Origin of the sequence: Bombilactobacillus apium, assembly GCF_013385145.1 — a bacterium.
In the GTDB taxonomy this organism is placed as follows: Bacteria; Bacillota; Bacilli; order Lactobacillales; family Lactobacillaceae; genus Bombilactobacillus; species Bombilactobacillus apium.
In genome coordinates, this window is record NZ_JABZEC010000004.1 from 1 (window position 1) to 20,512 (window position 20,512).

Consider the following 20,512-nt stretch of genomic DNA (forward strand, 5'->3'; position numbering starts at 1 on the left):
GATAGACATTGATCCAATTCACCACTTGCCTTTGAGACTTGATGCTGTATTTCTTTGATAAATAAGGTACGCCACCTTCTCCCGCAAGATATTCGTGAACGATCTTTAACTTAAGTTCAAAACTATATTTAGCCATAAAAATACCAACCTCCAGAAGCTAGATTTTTGGTCTAATTTTTGGGGGTCGGTACATAGGGAATCAATTAAGTAACTACCTATTTTTATTTTTAAATTTATTCGGCTAATTTCTTGTATAAATCAACCATTTCTCCAGCTAGGTCGCGGAAAGTAATGGCATTCATAATATGATCTTGGGCATGCACCATCAAGAGGGTCACCGTTTGGTGATCACCTTGAGCTTCTTGGGTCAACATGCCTGTTTGAGCATTATGGGCTTCACTCAAGAATTGGTCGGATTCTTTCAACTTAGCTTGCGCTTCTTCAAAGTCACCCTTCTTGGCAGCCTTGATCGCCGCGAAGGCTGATCCTTTAGCATTGCCCCCATTCATAATTAAGCCCATTACGGCTTGCAATTGCTTTTCGTCTTCCATCTCTTAAGCCTCCATCATTTTCAAGGCTTCAGCGAGAACTTTAGAACCATTCATCATGCCGTAATCTTGCATATTGATAACTTCGACCGGAATTTCGACTCGCTTCTTGAAATCGTCCAACATATAGCTAACTTGCGGTCCCAACATCAAAACATCTGGATGTTCGTTTTCAATCTTGTTGTCGGCATCAGCAGCCGAAGTGGCGAAGATGTGGACATCGACGCCTTGGTCGCTAGCAGCAGCCTGCATCTTGTTAACTAATAAACTGGTGGACATTCCGGCGGAACAAACCAACATAATTGTTTTTTCACTCATAATAAATTTCTCCTTTAAGACTTTATTTTTCTAAAGCTAGTTCTTCTTTTAATTTAGCACGATCCATTCGCTTAAAGAAGACGTAATAGATCAAACCATCTAAAATAATATTTACAATTTGGAGGATCACCCCGGAAATATGACCGGTAGCTAGATAACCAGAAATAATCGGTGGTGTCGTCCAAGGAACCATTACCCCCATCGTCCGGGCAACTAAGCCGGTGGACATGGCAATATAAGTTGTCACAACATTAACTAGGGGAGCAACGATGAAAGGAATCGCTATTTGGTAATTCAAAACAATCGGTAGACCAAAGATAATCGGTTCATTGATATTGAAGATTGCCGGACCAACAATTAACCCCCCCAGCGTCTTATACTCTGCACTCTTAGAAAAGAGCGCAATCATGATTGCCAAACCTAAAGTAGCCCCGGCACCACCCATATGCACGAAATTATCCCAGAATTGTTGAGTCACAACATTGGGTAAAGCTTTGCCCGCAGCATGTGCAGAAGCATTTTGAGCCATGGCTCCTAACCAGATTGGCATCATCACACCACTAACGGTATTACCCCCGTGAACCCCAAAGATCCACAGAATACAAATCAAAAGTTCAATGACCAAAGCCCCCCAGAGAGAGTTAGTTAACTGGCTGAGTGGTTGTTGAAGGAAGAAGATGATGATATTGGGAATACTCTTCATCGGGGTGGCTTCAACCGCCAGCCGAATGATCCAAACAACCGTTAGCACAACTCCACCAGGAATTAAGGAAGCAAAGGAACTGCTGACTGCTGGCGGAACACTCGCCGGCATCTTAATCGTCAAATTCTTGTGCACCAGCCAAACATAGAGGTCAGTCGCAAACAAACCAACAATCAAGGCAATAAATAAACCGGCGGAATCAAGTTGTTGGAGCGGCACCCATAAGGCTCCAGCTTTATCAATTTTCATCGGGATAGTTAATAGGAAAGCCCCCACCATCACAATCATGGTTGAGAAAGGCTCTACCTTATAAGACTTCGCCAACTGATAGGAAATTCCCGCAACGGCAATCAAGCCCATGATGTGGAAAGAAGCGTTCGTTGGGTACTGCAGAACCGTCGCCCAATTCTTACCAAAGGTATGCGCCATGAAGTTCAAATAAGCGGGAATAGGAAATTGGGCCAAGATCATAAAGACCGACCCGATAATAATCATTGGTACAGCAGCCGTCATCCCATCCCGCAAGGCGGTTAAATGTCTGGAAGCGGCAATCTTTTGGAAAAAGGGAATCATCTTTTGATTAAGAAAATTGTTTGTTGTCTGCGCCATCACAATCTACCTACCATTCTTAAGCATCGCTAACTTAGTCGGCGGCCCGCAATTGGAAACTACTCCAAGGTTTGATGTACTGTAATAAAGGCAAGTCACTTGCTGTTAAGCGACCAACTAAATTACGGCGACCATCATTAGGGAAAGGCTGCAAGACAATCTGTAACTCACCCTTGTAACGTTTGTAACCTTCATTAACAATCACAACATCGCCGCGTTGAAAATCAACGGTATTGTCGTGAGCCGGAATAATCTCTTGACTATATTTAACTCGCGGATTGGTATCGCGTAAGAGATAGTCGGAAGCATCGCCCCGATAGAGATGGGTTTCCTCCAAGGTGATCTTTTCTTCCAAAGCCGAAATGTTTTTCTGTAAATCAACTTGCAAGAAAGGATATGGATTTTGAAATGCAGCGGCGATAGCTTTCAATTCAGCTTCCGAAGCATAAGCGTTTCCAATAATGACATCGTCAACCATCCCGGTCAATAATAAATGTTGAACTTGCGAAGCGACAAGGCGCTTACGATCAGTTTCAATAGTAGGCAAGCCTTCACTCACCGGCCAAGGACCAATCTTAGCAACTTGTGAGGAAACAAAAGCGGCACTGTGAATCTGGTGCTTGCGGTAGGATTTCGAATAATCGAGAAAAATTTGTTCACCCAAACCAGTGTAACTTTGAGGATAGAAATTATGGCAACCCAATAAATTATCGGGATTCGGACCATAATCCATAATTTGATCTAAGTAATGGGTCCCACGACTCATATTTAATTCAATCTTTAAACCATAAGGATTCCGCGTCATCTGTGCTTCTTCCAAACCGGAGAAGCCTTCGTCTAAACGCAAGCCCCAAACTTTCAATTCATGGAAGAAACTCAGATCATCATAGCTAATCCCTAAAGATTCAAACAGACTGGGATTGATATCCACAATGACTTTCAAACCTAAACTATTAGCGTAGTCTACTGTCCGGCGAAATTTACCTAAGATATCTTCGCCATTCTCCCCAACTAACTGGAGCAGCGAAGTAAAGACTCGCTGATAACCGTATTGACTAGCTAAATCGAGATAAGCCTGATCCTGTTTAAAATCTGACAAATCTGGATAGATGGAAACACCCAACATGCGCATACAGTTCACCTCAAAATTTTTTCAAAAAATTAAGCTCACTTATATAATAGTGAAATCGATTGCAATTTTCAATGATTACTTTTCTGAAATCGAAAAAATTGTGTTAAACTTATTTTCAAAAAGCGGAGGATTTCCATAATGAGCCCTGATCACGACTACCAAAATCTCTTAGCCGGAAAATTATACCGGGCGCACAATATTCAGCCAGAGCATCGCTCGACTTCCGGCAAAGTTTTAGTCCAAAAGATTAATCAACTACCCCGAAAACAAATAGATCAGATTAAGACTCTCGAACGGCAGCTTTTCGCCTCCTGCGGGACTGATGTTTTTATTCAACCGCCCTTCGAGGTCGATTACGGTCGCCACATCTCAATTGGTGATCATTTTTACTGTAATTCCAACGCCATTCTACTGGATACTAATGAAATTCGGATCGGAAATAATGTGATGATTGGACCACGAGTCAATTTATTTACTGCCGGTCATCCAGTAGATGCGCTGATTCGCAATCAAGAGTGGGAATTTGCGCAAGCAATTACAATTTCTGACAATGTCTGGCTCGGAGGAAATGTCACCGTCCTGCCCGGTGTAACCATTGGCGCGGGCACAGTCGTCGGCGCGGGCAGTGTCGTTACTAAGGATCTTCCAGCTGACGTAATCGCGGTTGGCAATCCTGCCCGGATTTTACGCTCCATCACGGCCGAAGATCATGCTTTTTGGCAAGCAAAGTTCGCAAGTCAATAAAATGACAAATAATAGGTTCAGAATTAGGTGAGCGTCTTCAGGCTTCTTTATAATGAGATGTTCTAGTATAAGTGATGTAGAAATAATCTAATCACTTAAAAAGTGCATGGCGTAGGAAAGAAAGTCATCTACTGTTTAATTTATTCGCCACTTTCACAGCTCCTCTAAATTTATAATACTTGGCTTTGACAGCTCCATTGTAAATCTCAGAAGAGCTGTTTTGGTTTAACCATTGGACTATCCACCCGCATAGCGGGTGGTTTTTTGTTTCGCACAGACTCCGTGCTCAACTAGGTCTAAAGACAATAATAAAAAACTCCCCATGGGAGTATTTCATTTAAATATAAATCAAGTATTTTTAAAAATAACAGACAATATATTTCTATTTTTTGAATATTTTCTGTTTCAGTAGGGAATTTTCCTCGCCATATTTTTGTCAGAATTAGGGTTGAATTAAAGTGCAGATTGCTTGCGGATCAATTCGATTGAAATAAGCGGGCAAGTCCAGTTCACTGCAACGTTCTTCTAAAACAGAAGCGGTATAAGCTAGGCCGACCAATTGCTCTTCTAATTCAGCAACATCTTTTTGACCAAAGAAGTCGCCGTAAAATTTAATGGCCACAATTCGACCGCCTTTAATTTGCAGACGCGCGTCAATGGTTCCGGCGGGAAAATGCTTTCTCTTCTGGACGGTAAAGTCGGGAGATTGACCGTAAACCCAATCCCAATTAGCGTAATAACGTTCCTTTAAATCGGCAATCGCTTGTCGATCAGCCGCGGTTAATTGATAAGCTTGGCTTTGAATCGCTACCAAGTTCGGAACCGCAAATAAACTCAATAGTAATTGGTCGCGAAATTGCGCGGTGGTTAAATGTTGGTATTCCGGCTTGAGATAAGGGCGCAGATTGGTGACCCGACTGCGAATCGACTTAATTCCCTTGGACTGAATCTTATCGGGATTAACTCGCAAAGCCTGGGTTAAGACGTCCAGATCTACATCATAAGATAAGGTTCCGTGCGAAAAAGTCTTGCCGTTTTTGGTGTACATGGCATTTCCCGAAAACTTCTTCCCGTCAATCAAGATATCATTACGACCGGAGACTTCCGCGCCCGTCGCTCCCATTTGATGCAAAGCTTGGACAATTGGAGCCACCATTTTCCGAAAATCACCGAAACTTTCGTCTTCAGCATTGACCACAAAGCTAAAGGAAACATTGCCTAGATCATCGTAAACCGCCCCGCCGCCTGATAAACGCCGCGTCACGGTAATTTGCTGCTCCCGCACATAAGCAGTATTTAACTCTTCTAGGGTATTTTGATTCCGTCCAACGATGATGCAGGGTTTTTGAATATAAAATAAAACTAAAGGCGCATCGAAATCTTTATTATTCATCAAATATTGTTCTGTAGCTAAATTAGTTCGAATATCTAATTCCGGCATTATAAAATAGTACATAAATTGTTTCCCCCAATAAAACGCTAGAAATATTTTTTCCCGCCAATCAGAGCTGCTCACAAAATCAGAAATTGATTTGGCATTTAAAAAACCGAACGAAATCTATTTTCATTCGGTTTCTTATCAACCTTGCTTATGGTTTCACAAGTTCTAAGATTTCTGCTGGATCAATCAAGGCAAAGTAAGGCCGTAAGTCTTGCTTTTGAAAGAATTCTTGGAGACTGTCATAGTCGTAAGTCAAGCCCAGCATTTTAGCGGCCAAATCTTGGACGTCTTGGGCGCCAAAGAAATCACCGTAGAATTTAGCTTGAGCAATTTTGCCGTGTTCAATCTGAAAACGGGCGTCAACGGTTCCGCCATCAAAGTGCTTTCTTTTTTGGACGGTAAACTCGGGTGACTTTCCATAAACCCAGTCCCAATTGTAATAATATTGTTGTTTTAATTTTTCAATTTCTGCTAAGTCAGACTCGGTGAGCTGATATTCATGCTCCTTAATTTCATCCAGACTATCGGCTTCAAACAAACTCAATAACAAGATATCTCGAAATTTCTCGGTGGTCAGATGCTGATATTCCGGTTTTAAATAGGGACGAATATTGGTGACCCGGCTGCGAATCGACTTAATCCCCTTGGATTTAATTTTATCAGGATTAACGTGTAAGGCTTGAGTCAAGACATCCAGATCCACATCGTAAGACAAAGTCCCGTGCGAGAAAGTTTTGCCGTTTTTGGTGTACATCGCATTTCCCGAAAATTTCTTGCCGTCAATCAGGATATCATTGCGGCCTGAGACTTCTGCTCCCTTAGCGCCCAGGCGATGGAGAGCGGCAACCATCGGAGCGGTAATTTTCTTAAAATCACCGAAGTTTTCATCGGCAGCATCCACCATGAAACTGAAGCAAAGATTACCTAAATCTTGATAAACCGCGCCCCCACCGGACAAACGCCGGGTGACGGTGATCTGGTGCTCGCGCACGTAATCATTATTCAATTCTTCGATTGTATTCTGATTGCGGCCCACAATAATGCACGGACTTTCGATATAAAATAAAACCAGCGGTTCATCAAAGTCTTTATTATTCATCAAAAATTGCTCGGTGGCTAAGTTATCCCGAATATCCCGGGAAGGCATAACTACATAATACATTCTATCCGCCCCTTTATCTTAAAACGTTTTCAGTTTAATTATACTTTAGTCATCCAGCAAAAACAATTATCCCTTAATTAGTCGTCCCAAAACGGGCCGCAGTAAGAATAGAACTATACCTAAGAAAATTAGACTCGCGAGAGCACTGCCCCCGTTGACGATGAAAGAATACAACCAAGGATTCATCGACTTGGGCGCAAAGCTTCCCCAAACTAAAACTCCGGCGATGAAGTGAAGAAAATATTTAGCAATTAGCGCTGTGGCCCCACTAGCCATCATTAATCCCCAAGACAGATGTTGGCGGGCTTTTTTTTGAATTAAAGGCGTGGCCCAGCCCGCTAAGCCGAGAACACTAAAAGCCAGCGGATATTCGAGGATTCCTTGCCAGACATTGAGCACTGAACCGCTACTCAGGCCCCGCAAGATCAGATCCAACAAGCCCCAAACCAAACCGGACCCCATTCCGGCAACCAATCCCCGGCGCCAAGTATAGATATAAATAGGTACAATTCCATACAAAATTTCAATCGACGAGATTCCCGTACTGTGCGGAATATAACTCAAAGCCATTGCTAGAGCACTGATAATTGCCCCTTCAATCAAAACCTGTAATTTATTTTTAACCATCAAAAAAAGCCCTCCTTGTGAATGTCCCGCAAACAGAGCCTCTCGACTCATCACAATTCCTACGCTTGTCTTAACAAACAGGTTCAAGGGTCTGAACTTAATCACTCTCAGCTAATTAGCTCCCCTTTGCGATGACGATTCAATTTAATCTATTTTTATTGTAAACCCTTTAATTCCAAAAAACAATTTTCATTTTCTAAAATTTTGCCCATCAACTAAGGTCTAGCGTTAAAATGACCTAGAGTATGATATATTTAAGGGTGTTGTTTATCTTTATTTTTGAGCTAAATTAAAGGAGTCCTGAAATGGATTTTATTGTTAAATTGTACCAACCTTTTTTTGATTTACACAATTGGCAAACAGTCATCACCACCCCCAATGACTGGCTAATTATTCTCTCTTTAATTATCATGGAGTGTCTCTTATCCGTCGATAATTCAATCGTCTTAGCGGCCCAAGCCCACTCTTTGCCCCAGCGCAAGCAGCAAGAGGAAGCGCTCTTTTATGGAATCTGGGGAGCTTTTATCTTTCGCTTTCTCGTCATTGGAATTGGCACCTACCTCATCAATCTAGAATGGATCAAAATTCTAGGGAGTTTATATTTACTCTACATGGCCTTTAATTTCTTTCATAGTAAGATAACCAATAGCCACAAGAAAATTAAACTCTTTCGTATTAAAGGACTCTCTCCTCTGCTTCAAGTAATTATCTCGATTGAATTCACCGATATTATGTTTTCTCTCGATTCAGTCCTGACTTTGATCGCAATTTCTAACAACCCGGTTATTATTTTGATTGGAAGTATTGTCGGAATTATTGCCATGCGGGGAGTTGCCGAAGTGATCATGACTTTAATGAACAAGATTCCGGAGCTGGAACCGATGGCCTATGTGCTGATTACTTTCATCGCCGTCAAGTTATTCCTGACGATTCCAGCGATCAATATTGAAATTCCCAACACCATTTTCACCCTCGTCTTAGCCGTTGCCTTCATCGTAACTTTTATCATTCATTTCTGGCGCAAAAAGCGGGCTCGTTAGCCCCAGGGTTTTGCTTTCAAAGCTGGCCTTGGTTTATGATAGAAGAGAACGGAGCATGACTTGTTGTCTTACAAGAAAGGAGGATCTGCTTTTAATGTCTCAACAAAAGCCGATTGTAGAATTTAAAAACGTTTCAAAAATTTATAAGGGGAAAGCCCCCGCTGTTACTGATGCTAATATCAAAATTGCTCAAGGTGAATTTTGTTGCTTTATCGGAACTTCTGGTTCTGGGAAAACAACTTTGATGCGAATGATTAACCGCATGAATAGCATTACCAAAGGTCATGTCTATATTAATGGTAAAGATGTCAACCAATTCAACCCCGTAAACTTGCGCCGGCGGATTGGTTACGTGATTCAAAATAATGGTCTGATGCCCCACATGACGATCAAAGAAAATATCATTCTCGTTGCCAAACTTTTGAAATGGCCCCAAGAAAAACTGGACCAAAAAGCCCGCGAATTAATTAAGTTGGCCGAATTGCCCGAAGAGTATCTCGATCGCTATCCTTACGAACTTTCTGGCGGTCAACAACAACGGATCGGGGTCGTTCGCGCTTTAGCTGCCGACCAAGATTTAATCTTGATGGATGAACCTTTCGGGGCTTTAGACCCCATTACCCGAGAAAACTTGCAGGATTTAGTCAAAAAGCTGCAAGAAGAATTAGGAAAAACAATTGTCTTTGTGACCCATGATATGGATGAAGCTTTGAAATTAGCCACCCATATTGTGATTATGCACGACGGAAAAGTTGTCCAAAATGATACTCCTGAAGAAATCTTGCGGCATCCGGCGACGGAATTTGTCGAAACCTTGATTGGGGAAGATCGTTTAGCCGAAGCGCAACACGACACGGTCCAAGTTCAAGAAATTATGTTAACCACGCCCGTAAAAATTAACCTCGGGGCTTCTTTGCGCGATGCTTTGAGTTTGATGCGGGACCGGCACGTGGATACCCTTTTAGTCACCGATAATTCGGAACATCTCAAGGGCTTTATTTCGATTAAAGATCTTGAACAAAAATACCGCAAGGTTTCTAGTGTTAGTGATATTTTGACTGCCAAACTGTACACCGTCCATCCAGATGCTTACCTTCGGGATACCGTGGATCGGATTTTAAAACGTGGTTACAGCTATGTTCCCGTAACTGACGATGAAAATAAATTAGTCGGAATTGTTACTCGGTCAGCCTTAGTCAACCTCGTCTACAATACTATTTGGGGCGATAACGAACCGATGTCCGCAGCGGAACTCAGCCAAACTCCAACCAAAGGAGCTGATCATTCCCATGAGTAGTTTTCTTAGCCAACACGGTTCGGAATTATTAACCAAAACTTGGCAACAAATTTATATCTCAGCTATTTCTTTAGGCTTAGGAATTTTAGTGGCAGTACCCTTGGGCGTAATTCTTTCCCGCTTTCCCAAAACCGCTCATGTGGTGATGTCAATTGCTAGTATGTTACAGACCATTCCGGCGCTAGCTTTGTTAGCCTTGATGTTGCCCCTCTTTGGTGTCGGTCAAGTGCCCGCGATTGCCGCTTTATTCATCTATAGTTTAATGCCCATTTTGCGGAACACTTATCTGGGGATGAAAGATGTCAATCCGGACTTAATTGACTCTGCCAAAGGTTTGGGCATGACGAATTTGCAATCAATCACTAAGGTTGAGCTGCCTTTAGCAACGCCGGTCATTATGGCGGGAATTCGCCTTTCCGCGATTTATGTAATTGCTTGGTCAACTTTAGCTTCCTATATTGGGGCTGGTGGTCTCGGTGATTTCATTTTCAACGGTTTGAACCTCTTCCAACCTGATCTGATCTTCGGCGGAACGATTCCGGTTATTTTATTGGCAGTCCTCACTGATTATCTTTTGGGGCGTTTGGAAAACTATTTAACTCCAGCCGCTGCGAAGAAGAATTAGGAGGTTGGATATGAAAAAATTACGTTATCTTTGGCTAACTTTCATTACTTTGGGTAGCTGTTTGCTTCTTGGTGCCTGTAGCTTTCCCGGCCTCGGGGCCGGTGGTGGTAACACACCCAGTGTCAAAATTGCTTCTTTAAATACGACGGAATCTCAAGTGATGGCCAACATGTTGGCGGAACTTATTAGTCACGAAACTAAGTACCCAACGGAAATTGTCAATAACTTAGGTTCTGCTCCCTTAATTCACCAAGCTTTGGTCCGCAATGACGCCGACATCCAAGCGGTGGCTTACTCCGGAACCGAATTAACAACTAACTTGTATCTTCCTCCGGAAAAAGATCCCCAAAAGGCGACGGATATTGTCCGCCGGGAAGCCAAAAAACGCTTTGATCAGACTTATTTCCCGACCTACGGTTTCAGCAACACTTTCTCTTTTATGGTGACGCAAAAAACTGCCCGAGAAAATAATCTTAAAACAGTGTCAGATTTGAAGAAAGTTGCCGATAAATTCACGGTCGGCGTTGATGCCAACTGGTTGAATCGGAAAGGCGACGGTTACCGCGATTTTACCCATCATTATGATCTGGAATTCGCTAAGGCTTACCCGATGCAGATTGGTTTAGTTTATTCTGCCTTAGCTTCTAATAAGATGAATGTCGTTCTTGGTTATTCGACGGATGGACGAATTGATAGTTATCATCTGAAATCACTACAAGATGATAAGCATTTCTTCCCTCCTTATAACTGTTCAATGATGGTCAATAATTCACTTTTGCGCCAACATCCCGAATTGAAGCCCATTTTGCACCGCCTCGATGGTAAAATCAGTGTTCATACCATGCGTCGTTTGAACTTCCAAGTTGATGATCAACTTTTGGAACCGCAAGTCGTCGCGCATCAATTCCTAGTTAAAAATAATTACTTCCGAGGTGAATATTAATGTCTTCCATGAATACCTGGCAACAATTGTTGTATTACTACAACCACAATGGGATGTATATTCTCGAACAATTCAACCGCCATTTTCTAATTTCCATTTATGGGGTCTTAATTGCGGCCGTAATTGGAATTCCCTTGGGAATTTTCATCAGCCGCAACCATCACCTAGGAAATTTTGTCATTAGTATCGCCAACGTCATTCAAACGATTCCCTCTTTGGCCTTGTTATCAATCATTATGATTGGCCTCGGTCTAGGTGTGAACACAGTCATCGCGACGGTTTTCTTGTACGCCCTCTTGCCGATTATCAAAAACACCTATACCGGAATGCGTAACGTTGATGCCAATATTATTGACTCTGGAAAAGGGATGGGGATGACTAATCTCCAACTATTAACCATGGTGCGTTTGCCCTTATCTCTTTCCGTGATCATGGCTGGGATTCGTAATGCCCTAGTCTTAGCCATCGGAATTACCGCGATCGGCGCTTTCGTCGGGGCCGGGGGTTTAGGTGATATTATTGTTCGCGGAACTAACGCGACTAACGGAGCTGCCTTGATTCTCGCCGGGGCTTTGCCAACAGCCTTAATGTCGATTATCACTGACTTCATTTTGAACTTAATTGAAAAATGGCTCCAACCCGCAGGTTTACGTTAATTAAGAAACACTGACCTCAAAATGGACCCGTTTTAGGCTTCATTCCAGAATCAACTGGAGTGAAGTTTTTTTTATCCTGAAGATCGAACTGGCCCCTCCCTAGCTAAATTAAAAAAGAAACATCGGCTTAAAGATCGGCCCTCTCATCGTCGATCCCTTCGAAAAATTTAATAGTTTCGGAAAAAGTTACTTAAAGCCCCAGTCTTTTGATGAGCATGGTTTGCGTTAGCTAAGTTAGGGCTTATAATTGAGATATAAAAGAGGAAGGCGCGACGGTAATCGAACTTCCTTGCAGAGCCGGCAGCGATTAAGATTCTAAATAACTATGCTTTACCGTAAGCGGACGGTTATTTTTTTGCTTAAATTTCAGAACTTTAAGCATGGATTCGGCAAATCGCAATACCAAATCCAGCAATTGAAAGTCTGACATGTTGTTCCCTTCTGGAGCAATACATATTTTAACCAGCGACATTACCCCACTTTCTGGAGTTAGCACCGGCTACGAAACTGAAAGTCCGATATTGTGAGAGCTTGGTTATTGAAATAATTTCTTACTTTCTCCTAATTTTATCTTAGAGGACAGATTACATTTAGAATTTCTGATGGCGATAATCATTGCTTATCCATAAAAAGATACCCTGCCCTCTTTTATTTTCCTAAAATTCGCTGGCAAAGGTGTCTTTGTTTTTTTAAATTCTTATTCTAAGTTGGGGTAGCAGGATCAGAAATAAATTTAACTGCAGTTCCGTAAGCCACGACACTTTGCATGTCGCCCCCAATTGAGCCCGAGTCAAAACGCATCATTACAACTGCATCTCCGCCCAAAGCGGTAGCTTCATCACGCAAGCGACTGATGGCCTTCTCTCGCGATTCGTGCAACATATTACTGTAGGCCTTGATTTCGCCACCCACCATATTTTTCAAAGATGCCCCAATATCGCTGAAAAGATTTTTCGACTGCGTTGTCAAACCAAAAACTTCCCCTAAAATTTCATATTTTTGTCCCGGAATAGTTTCAGTGGTCGTAATTAAAATTTCTGTGGCCATGCTAAAACCTCTTTTCCCCATTTAATAACTTTATTATAAATTAACCGGGAGCAATAAAATAGCCAAACTCGAAAAATCAAAGTTCAGCTCAGAAGAAAATTTTTATTTAGTAGCGATGGTGGGCAAGTCTTTGTGCGGTGCCGTGGCTAAGGTCTTAAAGCCCGGAATCGTGAACATCACGATAAAGCTGAGGCAGTATAAACCGGCTAAGAAAATCATGACCACGATCAAGGAATAATGATCTAAGAGAAAACCAATCACGACGGAAGAAAAGCCACCGATTGCGCGCCCAGTATTAACAATCACATTATTAGCGGTCGAGCGAATTTCCGTCGGATAAAGGCGACTAATTACGGCTCCATACCCCCCAAACATTCCGTTTGAGAAGAAACCTAAGATAGCTCCGGCAAGTAAAAGCGTCACCTGATTGTAGGCTAAAGTGATGCCGAAGACGGAAGCTGCAGAGGCAACCAAGAAAATTCCGAAAGCCCAACGCGGACCAAAGTAATCCAGGATTCGTCCGTAAACTAACATCCCAATACTCATTCCCACGATTGTAGCAATCATCCACCAAGAAGATCCCGAAACAGATAAGTGCAGTTGTTTTTGCATAATTGACGGCAACCAATTCATTAAACCAAAGTAACCAGCAATTTGAACAATCACCATCACCATTAAGGCCAGCGTTTGATAAGCCAAGCGCGGGGTTTTAAATAATCTCCGGACTTGAACCCGTTTTTTGGGATCTTTTTGGGCAGCTTTAGCAGCCAGAAATTCATCACTTTCCCGTAAGTGCCGACGGATAAAGTAAGTTAATAAGACGGGCACTACTCCGATTAGAAATAATTCACGCCAGCCCCAAGTCATTAAGACAAAGCCCGCCACGACCGCAGCTAAAACCGCCCCAACTTGACCGCCAATCGCGGCAATCGAAGTCATAGTCCCAATTCGCCGCTGATCAAAATTTTCCGCAATCAAGGTAATGCCAACTCCATATTCGCCTCCAGCACCGATACCGGCAATGAATCTGAAAATATAAATCATAGTAATATTTTGGGCCCAAAACATGGCTGCCGTAGCGATGGCGAAGATAAAGACGGTGTAGGAGAAAGTCTTTACTCGACCCACTCGGTCACCGATAATTCCAAATAAAATACCACCCACTAACATCCCCAGATTAGTGATGGAAGAAATGAATCCTGCCTGCATACCGTTGATTTGAAGGGAAGCCATGATTGATGATAAAGCGAAAGATAAAAACATGACGTCCATATTCTCCAAAGCAAAACCGGCCGAGGTTGATGCAATCGTCCATTTCTGATTGGTTGTTAGTGCGTGGTTTGTTCGTGCCATTACGATTCCTCCAAAACGGCTGCTCACGGACAGCCATTATTTTTTTAAAATACACGTTGCTTGACTCCGGAAGTTAACTTAGCATAATTATTAAGAAATAGCAAACTTAGATTTTGCCTAGTTAAGATTTGACGAAATTAAAAACTTGGCTTAAGCTACCATCAATGTGTTTCAAGTTTGAACAGGGAAAGGTGACATTCACATGGGACCCGTTTTTATTGCCTTAGATTTTGCTGAAGCCCAGACAGCTTTAGCTTTTCTAGACCAATTTCCAGATTCCGAACCCCTCGCCGTTAAAGTGGGGATGGAACTATACTATGCTGCTGGACCAGAAATTATCCAAGAATTACGCCGGCGACACGCGACCATCTTTTTAGACTTAAAATTATGCGATATCCCGCATACAGTCGAACAAGCGGCCGCCCAATTAGCTGCTCAAGAAGTCAGCTACCTTACAGTCATGGCTTTGGGTGGCGGCACGATGATCCAACAAGCTAAGCAAGGTTTACTCCGGGGAAGCCAGCAAGTTGGCGTCCAACCAGCTAAATTGCTAGCCGTAACTCAGTTAACTTCAACTTCGGAAAGTCAAATGAATCAAGATCTTCAAATTCCGGGATCACTGGGGGCTTCAGTAACCCATCTCGCCCAATTAGCCCAAACTAACGGCGCTGACGGCGTTATCGCCTCCGCCCTAGAAGACCCTCAGATTCACCAAGCCACCACCGACGAATTTCTCTGCATCAATCCGGGTATCCGGCGAACAGACAATACCAATGACGATCAAAAACGGGTCGTAACTCCGCAAAAAGCTGCTGCTCTGGGGAGTAATGGTTTAGTCGTTGGTCGACCGATTACCCAAGCAAGTGACCCGGTTGCTAGTTACCACGAATTTTTAAAAGAATGGAGTGCCCAACATGAATGAAACTACCGCCAACCAAATTGCGCAAGATTTACTAAAAATTGATGCCGTCCGTTTAAACTTATATCATCCATTCACTTGGGCTAGTGGGATCAAATCCCCTATTTACACCGATAATCGCAAGACAATTGCCTATCCGCAAGTTCGCGACCATATCGCCGAGGGCTTAGCGCAATTAATTCAAAATTTCTATCCACAGGCAACGATTATTGCTGGTGTCGCCACTGCTGGAATTCCTCATGCCGCTTTAGCAGCCGATCGTTTAGCTCTTCCCTTGAGCTATGTTCGCCCCAAACCCAAAGATCACGGCACTAATCAACAAGTCGAAGGGTCTTTGCCCACGGCCCAAGACCAAGTTGTCATCATTGACGACTTAATTTCTACCGGTGGCAGTGCCTTAAAAGCTGTTGACGTGGTTCGTAAAACGGGTGCCGAAGTTGCTGGTGTGGCCGCGATTTTCAGTTATGAATTACCCGACAGTCAAACTAACTTTACTCAAGCTCAAACCACGCTGCAAACCTTGACCAGTTACAGTCATCTGCTGCACGCGGCTCACGCCGATGGTCAATTTACAAAAGCCGAATTTAATTTACTAGCTCAATGGCAGGCTGATCCTTGGCACTGGCAAGCTCCCACTAAATAATCTATCTTCAAAATTAAAAAGGCCTCTGAAAAAAACTTTCAGAGGTTTTTTGAGTATTAATTAATCTAAAAAAAAGTCAGCTGGAGCGAGGCGATTATAATAGCGCATCGAAGTGAATTTTTCAGTTTCATCATAGGCGAGGTTGACGACTCCAGTATTTTTCATCTGGACAATTTGCATAATTTTAGGAACCTGTAGAGCATTTTGGACTAGCGCTCGGGAAACTGCGCCATGACAAACAACCAAGACGTTTTGCCCAGCATGTTGGCTAACCAAGTCTTGCCAAAAAGGCGCTAAACGTTGAGCTAAATGGGCATAACCTTCGCCAGTGCAATAGTTACTATACTGGTCATTTAAATAGCCAAAACCATCAAAAGCCTGCGGATATTTTTCTTTCAGGGGTGGAACGTAAGCTCCATCCCAGCTACCATAATTCAATTCAGTTAAGCGATCATCAATTTCTAATTGATCGGGTTGATCCATGATAATGTTCGCCGTTTGAACCGCCCGAATTAAGGGACTGGAATAAACGTAGTCAATTTTTTTTGGATCCCAACTGGCCCGTAAAGCCTGAGCTTCCGCGATTCCCGTATCGTTTAGGGGTAAATCAGTTGTCGCTCCGTTAATTTTCTTGCTTTTGTTCGTGTCTGTTTGTCCGTGACGAACTACATAAACATTAATCATTCCTGATCTCCTTCACCAATCACCGTGCTTTCAAACTGCCCTTCATTATAGCAAAAAGCATCCCTTGAACATAGCTTTTCTCAAAGCGAAAAGTTGACAAATCCCTTGAAAACCAGCTAAAATGTCTTCAAATAGCTCCTTTTAATCCCAGTCCCGTGAGGCTTGGAAGGGTACCTGCATTAATCAATTCGCTTTCCCCCTCCTTCCTCCCGCTACTTACCGGATGGAAGGTTTTTTCTTGGAGGAAATACCATGACCCCGAAAAATAAAGATATCTTACTTGATCTCCACGATCGTCCCACTCCCGGACACTGGTTCGGTCTTTCCTTACAACACCTATTTGCGATGTTCGGCTCGACTGTCTTAGTGCCGATCTTAGTCGGCCTCAATCCCGGAATTGCTTTATTTAGTTCTGGGGTCGGAACTTTGATGTATCTGTTAATTACCAGAGGCAAGATTCCCGCCTATATGAGCTCGAGTTTTTCCTTCATCGTTCCCATGATGGCCCTCATGAAAACAGTTGGTTATCCCGGAATCGCTCAAGGAACCATCGCTGTCGGTGTGGTTTATCTAACTGTTAGTCTCTTAGTTGGCTGGTTAGGCTCCGATTGGATTGATAAAGCCCTGCCCCCAATTGTTGTGGGTCCGATTGTGATGGTCATTGGCCTTTCCTTAGCCGGAACAGCGGCCAAAGATGCCACCATGAACGGTAGTCACTACGATCTCCGCTATTTCGTGGTGGCCATCTTGACAGCCTTGATTACAGTAGCTTTTAATATGTATTTAAAAGGTTTTTGGAGTCAAATTGCGATTTTACTGGGAATTGTTGTCGGTTATCTAATTGCCGTTGCCTTTGGCTTGGTCAACTTCACACCAGTTTTAACTACTCCTTGGTTTAAATTACCCCACTTTGAGATTCCTTTCTTGTCCTACCAACCTAAATTCTACTGGGGAGCAATTCTAAGCTTAGCCCCCATTGCTTTTGTGACGATGACTGAACATATGGGTCATATCATGGTTCTAGATGGTCTCACTCATCGAAACTTTTTCAAAGATCCCGGTTTGAACCATACTTTAGCCGGTGATGGAACAGCTTCAATCATCGCTGGTTTAATCGGGGGACCAGCTATTACCAGTTATGGTGAAAATATCGGCGTGATGGCAATTACCAAGATTTACAGTGTTTGGGTCATCGGGGGTGCCGCCGTCTTAGCAATGATTTTCGGCTTTATCGGCAAGCTCAGTGCCCTAATCCAAAGTATCCCTGCTCCAGTAATCGGGGGAATTAGCTTTCTACTTTTCGGCGTAATTGCTTCCAGCGGTTTACGAATTTTAATTGATAACCAAGTCGACTTCAATCGAAAGCGGAACTTGATGATTGCTTCCTTGATTTTAGTGATCGGAATTGGGAATGCCTTTCTCCAATTAGGCCCCTACCAATTCTCTGGCTTGGCTATTGCAACTGTTTTAGGAATTAGTCTCAACTTAATTTTGCCCCAACAAGCAGCGAGCGAAAAATAAATATCTTGTTTATGGTATAGAAAAATCATCAAACCATTTTTGGTTTGATGATTTTTTTGGGTTACTCCATAATCTCTTTATTGCTTGTCTAGATCCTAACAATTATCTGGGCTAGTTTTATGATACTTTAAAATGAGAGGAAAATGCTAGTCCAAAATCAAGTCAAATGATGATTTATCACTTTATGAAAGCGCGACCATTATTTATAAACCAACAACTGAGATCGTAATTTAAATCACAAAATTATTTTTTATTTCTAACGACTAACTTGATTATTGGAAGCCAAAACAGCTTGAATATCTGTATCGGTGACTAAATTCAAATCACCTTGAATTGTTAATTTCAAAGCACTGGCTGCTAAAGCCTAGTCAATTGTCGCTTGAAATGTAAAATTATGCAACAAAGCATGAACCAAACCAGCTTCAAAAATATCGCCGGCGTAATTCTTGAAAAATAAAAATAATCAATATCCTGTAATAAATCAGGCCAAACAAACTCCTCTACCTGACTGGTCGCTAATGAACTTCCTGCTCGATCGTAGACAACATTGATATTGCGTACACTAGCCCCTTTTTCAAAGAAATAAATCCCCATCCGAGGACCACCTCGTAAGATCTTTTGGGGATCAACTCCTAGTCCCCGCAGGGTATTACGGGCCGCGTCACCCAAAGGATTTCGTGGAAGTTTATTTACATATTGCACTTCATCACCTAAGAGAGCTAAGGAAATAGCTATATTAGCTTCGGCACCCCCGTAATTAACTTCCAGTCCCGGCGTTTGCAGTAAACGCTGATGAGAATTTTCATCAACGTTAACGTAAGATTTTTAATATAAATATGCTTTAGCTTCATAAGGCCGCAAAGTGGGGCCTTGATCATCAGCATAATTAGAAATCAATAACTCCTTATCGGCCGGCAATTGATAGTCACGGGTCAAAGTTTGCGCTGTAAAATTACTCAAAACAATTAAAGTTTGCCCTTGATAAGTTCGCCGATAAACAAAAGCTTGAGAATCGTCTAAATCAACTGCTTGATAATCACCATAAACAATGATTTCTTTTTCATGGCGGAATTGAATCAGCTTTTGATAAAAAGCAAAGACTGAATCAGGATCCTGAACTTCTTGGGCAGCATTGATTTCTTGATAATTAGGGTTAACTGGCAGCCAAGGCTGCCCCTCAGTAAAGCCACTGTGCGAACTTTGATCCCACTGCATTGGCGTCCGGGCATTATCGCGACCTTCCGTAGCCAAATAACGAAGCATCGTTGGGCCATCAACAATTTGGGCGCGATCAACTAACTGATGGTAAGCCTCAATAGATTCAATATCTTGATACTGATCCAGACTCGTAAAGTGAGCGTTAGTCATTCCTAATTCTTCCCCTTGATAAATATAGGGCGTCCCTTGTAACAAATGTAAAGTCAAAGCTAGCATCTTGGCCGATCGTTCCCGATATTTGGGAGTGTCATTACCGAAGCGCGAAACCGCCCGAGCTCGATCATGATTATTCCAGTAAAGACTATTCCAGCCCTTACCCGCCAAAGCTAACTGCCACTTGGAAAGGGTCTTCTTCAAAGCTACCAAAGAAACCGGAGCATCATTCCACTTACCTAAGCGTGGATCGGGGTTCATTGCCAAAGTTACATGGTCAAATTCAAAGGCCATACTCAATTCACTACCATCTAAATTAGTATATTGAGCGGCATCTTCCGGGGTCACACTCGGCATTTCGCCGACTGTCAAAACATCATAATGAGATAAAACTTGCTGGTTCATTTCCCGTAAATACTGGTTTACTTTGGGACCATCAGCGACCACTGGCTCAACATTACCATACAAGGCTTGTTCTGGATTCGGGGCATCGGGCAGGCCTTCAGGTTTAGAAATCAAATTAATGACGTCCATCCGAAAACCATCAATTCCCTTATCCAACCAAAAACGCATCATTTTCCAAATTTGTTCGCGCATTTGAGGATTTTCCCAATTTAAATCAGGCTGACCCTTGGCAAACAAATGTAAATAGTATTCCTTAGTTGCCTCATCAAAGTCCCAAGTTGAACCACCAAAGTAGGAGCCCCAGTTATTAGGCTTCTTTTGGGAATCACCTGGCCGCCAAATATAGAAATCTCGGTAAGGATTATCACGACTCTTCTTACTTTCTTGGAACCACTGATGTTGATCCGACGTATGATTAACTACCAAATCCATCACAATCTTCAGCCCCAATTCATGGGCCTTAGTCAGTAATTCATCAAAGATCGCCATCGTTCCAAAACGCGGTTGAATTGCCCGATAATCACTAATATCATACCCGTTATCACAATCTGGTGATTTGTAAATCGGGTTCAGCCAGATGACATCAACTCCTAACTTCTTGATATAAGGCAAACGCTGAATAACTCCAGCTAAATCCCCAATTCCATCACCATCTGTATCTTGAAAACTCCGTGGATAAACTTGATAAACAACTGCCTTTTGCCACCATTTCTTTTCCATCAGC

20 protein-coding genes, 2 pseudogenes and 1 riboswitch are annotated in these 20,512 nt (G+C 42.6%); of the genes and pseudogenes, 9 read left to right on the plus strand and 13 right to left on the minus strand.

Features of this window, described 5'->3' with window-relative positions; translation table 11 throughout:
* The 5 genes and pseudogenes from HU830_RS04775 to HU830_RS04795 form a co-directional block, all read right to left on the minus strand.
* Nucleotides 1-136 (minus strand): annotated as a pseudogene (locus tag HU830_RS04775) (helix-turn-helix domain-containing protein); the annotation flags it as partial.
* 97 nt (nt 137-233) lie between these two features.
* Nucleotides 234-551, minus strand: a complete 318-nt coding sequence (locus HU830_RS04780; RefSeq protein WP_176942655.1) for a PTS lactose/cellobiose transporter subunit IIA — start codon at nt 549-551, stop codon at nt 234-236.
* A gap of 3 nt (nt 552-554) precedes the next feature.
* Nucleotides 555-866, minus strand: a complete 312-nt coding sequence (locus HU830_RS04785; protein ID WP_176942656.1) for a PTS sugar transporter subunit IIB — start codon at nt 864-866, stop codon at nt 555-557.
* A 22-nt stretch (nt 867-888) separates the two neighbouring features.
* Nucleotides 889-2,178, minus strand: a complete 1,290-nt coding sequence (gene celB / locus HU830_RS04790) for a PTS cellobiose transporter subunit IIC (protein ID WP_176942657.1) — start codon at nt 2,176-2,178, stop codon at nt 889-891.
* A 34-nt stretch (nt 2,179-2,212) separates the two neighbouring features.
* Nucleotides 2,213-3,310, minus strand: coding sequence for a DUF871 domain-containing protein (locus HU830_RS04795; protein WP_176942658.1), 1,098 nt, complete (start codon nt 3,308-3,310; stop codon nt 2,213-2,215).
* Nucleotides 3,311-3,448: 138 nt separating this feature from the next.
* Here HU830_RS04795 and HU830_RS04800 point away from each other — a divergent pair, with 138 nt between their 5' ends.
* Nucleotides 3,449-4,054 (plus strand): sugar O-acetyltransferase, encoded by a 606-nt coding sequence (locus tag HU830_RS04800; RefSeq protein ID WP_176942659.1) that lies wholly within the window; start codon nt 3,449-3,451, stop codon nt 4,052-4,054.
* Between the two features lie 442 nt (nt 4,055-4,496).
* Here HU830_RS04800 and HU830_RS04805 read toward each other — a convergent pair whose 3' ends face one another.
* From HU830_RS04805 to thiT, 3 genes are all read right to left on the minus strand, one after another.
* On the minus strand, nt 4,497-5,510 hold the full coding sequence (locus tag HU830_RS04805; protein ID WP_176942660.1) for a lipoate--protein ligase: 1,014 nt from the start codon (nt 5,508-5,510) through the stop codon (nt 4,497-4,499).
* Nucleotides 5,511-5,643: 133 nt separating this feature from the next.
* Nucleotides 5,644-6,657 carry a lipoate--protein ligase gene (locus tag HU830_RS04810; protein ID WP_176942661.1) on the minus strand — a complete coding sequence of 338 codons (1,014 nt, stop codon included), beginning with the start codon at nt 6,655-6,657 and terminating at the stop codon, nt 5,644-5,646.
* Nucleotides 6,658-6,723: 66 nt separating this feature from the next.
* Nucleotides 6,724-7,287, minus strand: coding sequence for an energy-coupled thiamine transporter ThiT (gene thiT / locus HU830_RS04815; RefSeq protein WP_407647481.1), 564 nt, complete (start codon nt 7,285-7,287; stop codon nt 6,724-6,726).
* A gap of 36 nt (nt 7,288-7,323) precedes the next feature.
* A riboswitch (TPP riboswitch) is annotated at nt 7,324-7,420 on the minus strand.
* A gap of 169 nt (nt 7,421-7,589) precedes the next feature.
* Here thiT and HU830_RS04820 point away from each other — a divergent pair.
* From HU830_RS04820 to HU830_RS04840, 5 genes are all read left to right on the plus strand, one after another.
* Entirely contained in the window at nt 7,590-8,324 is a 735-nt protein-coding gene (locus tag HU830_RS04820; protein WP_176942663.1) for a DUF475 domain-containing protein, read from the plus strand.
* Nucleotides 8,325-8,418: 94 nt separating this feature from the next.
* A complete protein-coding gene (locus HU830_RS04825; RefSeq protein ID WP_176942664.1) occupies nt 8,419-9,621 on the plus strand; it encodes a betaine/proline/choline family ABC transporter ATP-binding protein in 1,203 nt (400 codons plus the stop codon).
* Nucleotides 9,614-10,246, plus strand: a complete 633-nt coding sequence (locus HU830_RS04830; RefSeq protein ID WP_176942665.1) for an ABC transporter permease — start codon at nt 9,614-9,616, stop codon at nt 10,244-10,246. Before HU830_RS04825 ends, HU830_RS04830 begins: the two co-directional genes overlap by 8 nt.
* Before the next feature lie 10 nt (nt 10,247-10,256).
* Nucleotides 10,257-11,189, plus strand: coding sequence for an osmoprotectant ABC transporter substrate-binding protein (locus HU830_RS04835; RefSeq protein ID WP_176942666.1), 933 nt, complete (start codon nt 10,257-10,259; stop codon nt 11,187-11,189).
* The gene (locus HU830_RS04840; protein WP_324196306.1) at nt 11,189-11,845 is read left to right on the plus strand and encodes an ABC transporter permease; all 657 of its coding nucleotides are present in this window, start codon (nt 11,189-11,191) and stop codon (nt 11,843-11,845) included. The genes HU830_RS04835 and HU830_RS04840 overlap by 1 nt, the downstream gene beginning before the upstream one ends.
* Before the next feature lie 702 nt (nt 11,846-12,547).
* Here HU830_RS04840 and HU830_RS04845 read toward each other — a convergent pair.
* Together HU830_RS04845 and HU830_RS04850 are read right to left on the minus strand one after the other, a co-directional pair.
* Nucleotides 12,548-12,892, minus strand: a complete 345-nt coding sequence (locus HU830_RS04845; protein ID WP_176942667.1) for a heavy metal-binding domain-containing protein — start codon at nt 12,890-12,892, stop codon at nt 12,548-12,550.
* A 102-nt stretch (nt 12,893-12,994) separates the two neighbouring features.
* On the minus strand, nt 12,995-14,245 hold the full coding sequence (locus HU830_RS04850; RefSeq protein ID WP_176942668.1) for an MFS transporter: 1,251 nt from the start codon (nt 14,243-14,245) through the stop codon (nt 12,995-12,997).
* A gap of 202 nt (nt 14,246-14,447) precedes the next feature.
* On the opposite strand from HU830_RS04850, the gene pyrF reads away from it, so the two are divergent.
* On the plus strand, nt 14,448-15,167 hold the full coding sequence (pyrF, locus tag HU830_RS04855) for an orotidine-5'-phosphate decarboxylase (RefSeq protein ID WP_176942669.1): 720 nt from the start codon (nt 14,448-14,450) through the stop codon (nt 15,165-15,167).
* Nucleotides 15,160-15,807, plus strand: coding sequence for an orotate phosphoribosyltransferase (gene pyrE / locus HU830_RS04860; RefSeq protein WP_176942670.1), 648 nt, complete (start codon nt 15,160-15,162; stop codon nt 15,805-15,807). The genes pyrF and pyrE overlap by 8 nt, the downstream gene beginning before the upstream one ends.
* Before the next feature lie 60 nt (nt 15,808-15,867).
* Here the strand turns inward: pyrE and HU830_RS04865 are convergent, their stop codons facing one another.
* Nucleotides 15,868-16,491 (minus strand): histidine phosphatase family protein, encoded by a 624-nt coding sequence (locus tag HU830_RS04865; protein ID WP_176942671.1) that lies wholly within the window; start codon nt 16,489-16,491, stop codon nt 15,868-15,870.
* A 252-nt stretch (nt 16,492-16,743) separates the two neighbouring features.
* On the opposite strand from HU830_RS04865, the gene HU830_RS04870 reads away from it, so the two are divergent.
* Nucleotides 16,744-18,012: a uracil-xanthine permease family protein gene (locus tag HU830_RS04870; RefSeq protein WP_176942672.1), complete on the plus strand. Its 1,269-nt coding sequence runs from the start codon at nt 16,744-16,746 to the stop codon at nt 18,010-18,012.
* Between the two features lie 429 nt (nt 18,013-18,441).
* On the opposite strand, the pseudogene HU830_RS04875 reads toward HU830_RS04870, so the two are convergent.
* Both HU830_RS04875 and HU830_RS04880 read right to left on the minus strand, forming a co-directional pair.
* Nucleotides 18,442-18,810: pseudogene (locus HU830_RS04875) on the minus strand (PfkB family carbohydrate kinase); the annotation flags it as partial.
* 27 nt (nt 18,811-18,837) lie between these two features.
* Nucleotides 18,838-20,508 carry a glycoside hydrolase family 13 protein gene (locus tag HU830_RS04880; RefSeq protein ID WP_176942673.1) on the minus strand — a complete coding sequence of 557 codons (1,671 nt, stop codon included), beginning with the start codon at nt 20,506-20,508 and terminating at the stop codon, nt 18,838-18,840.
* Nucleotides 20,509-20,512 lie beyond the last annotated feature (4 nt).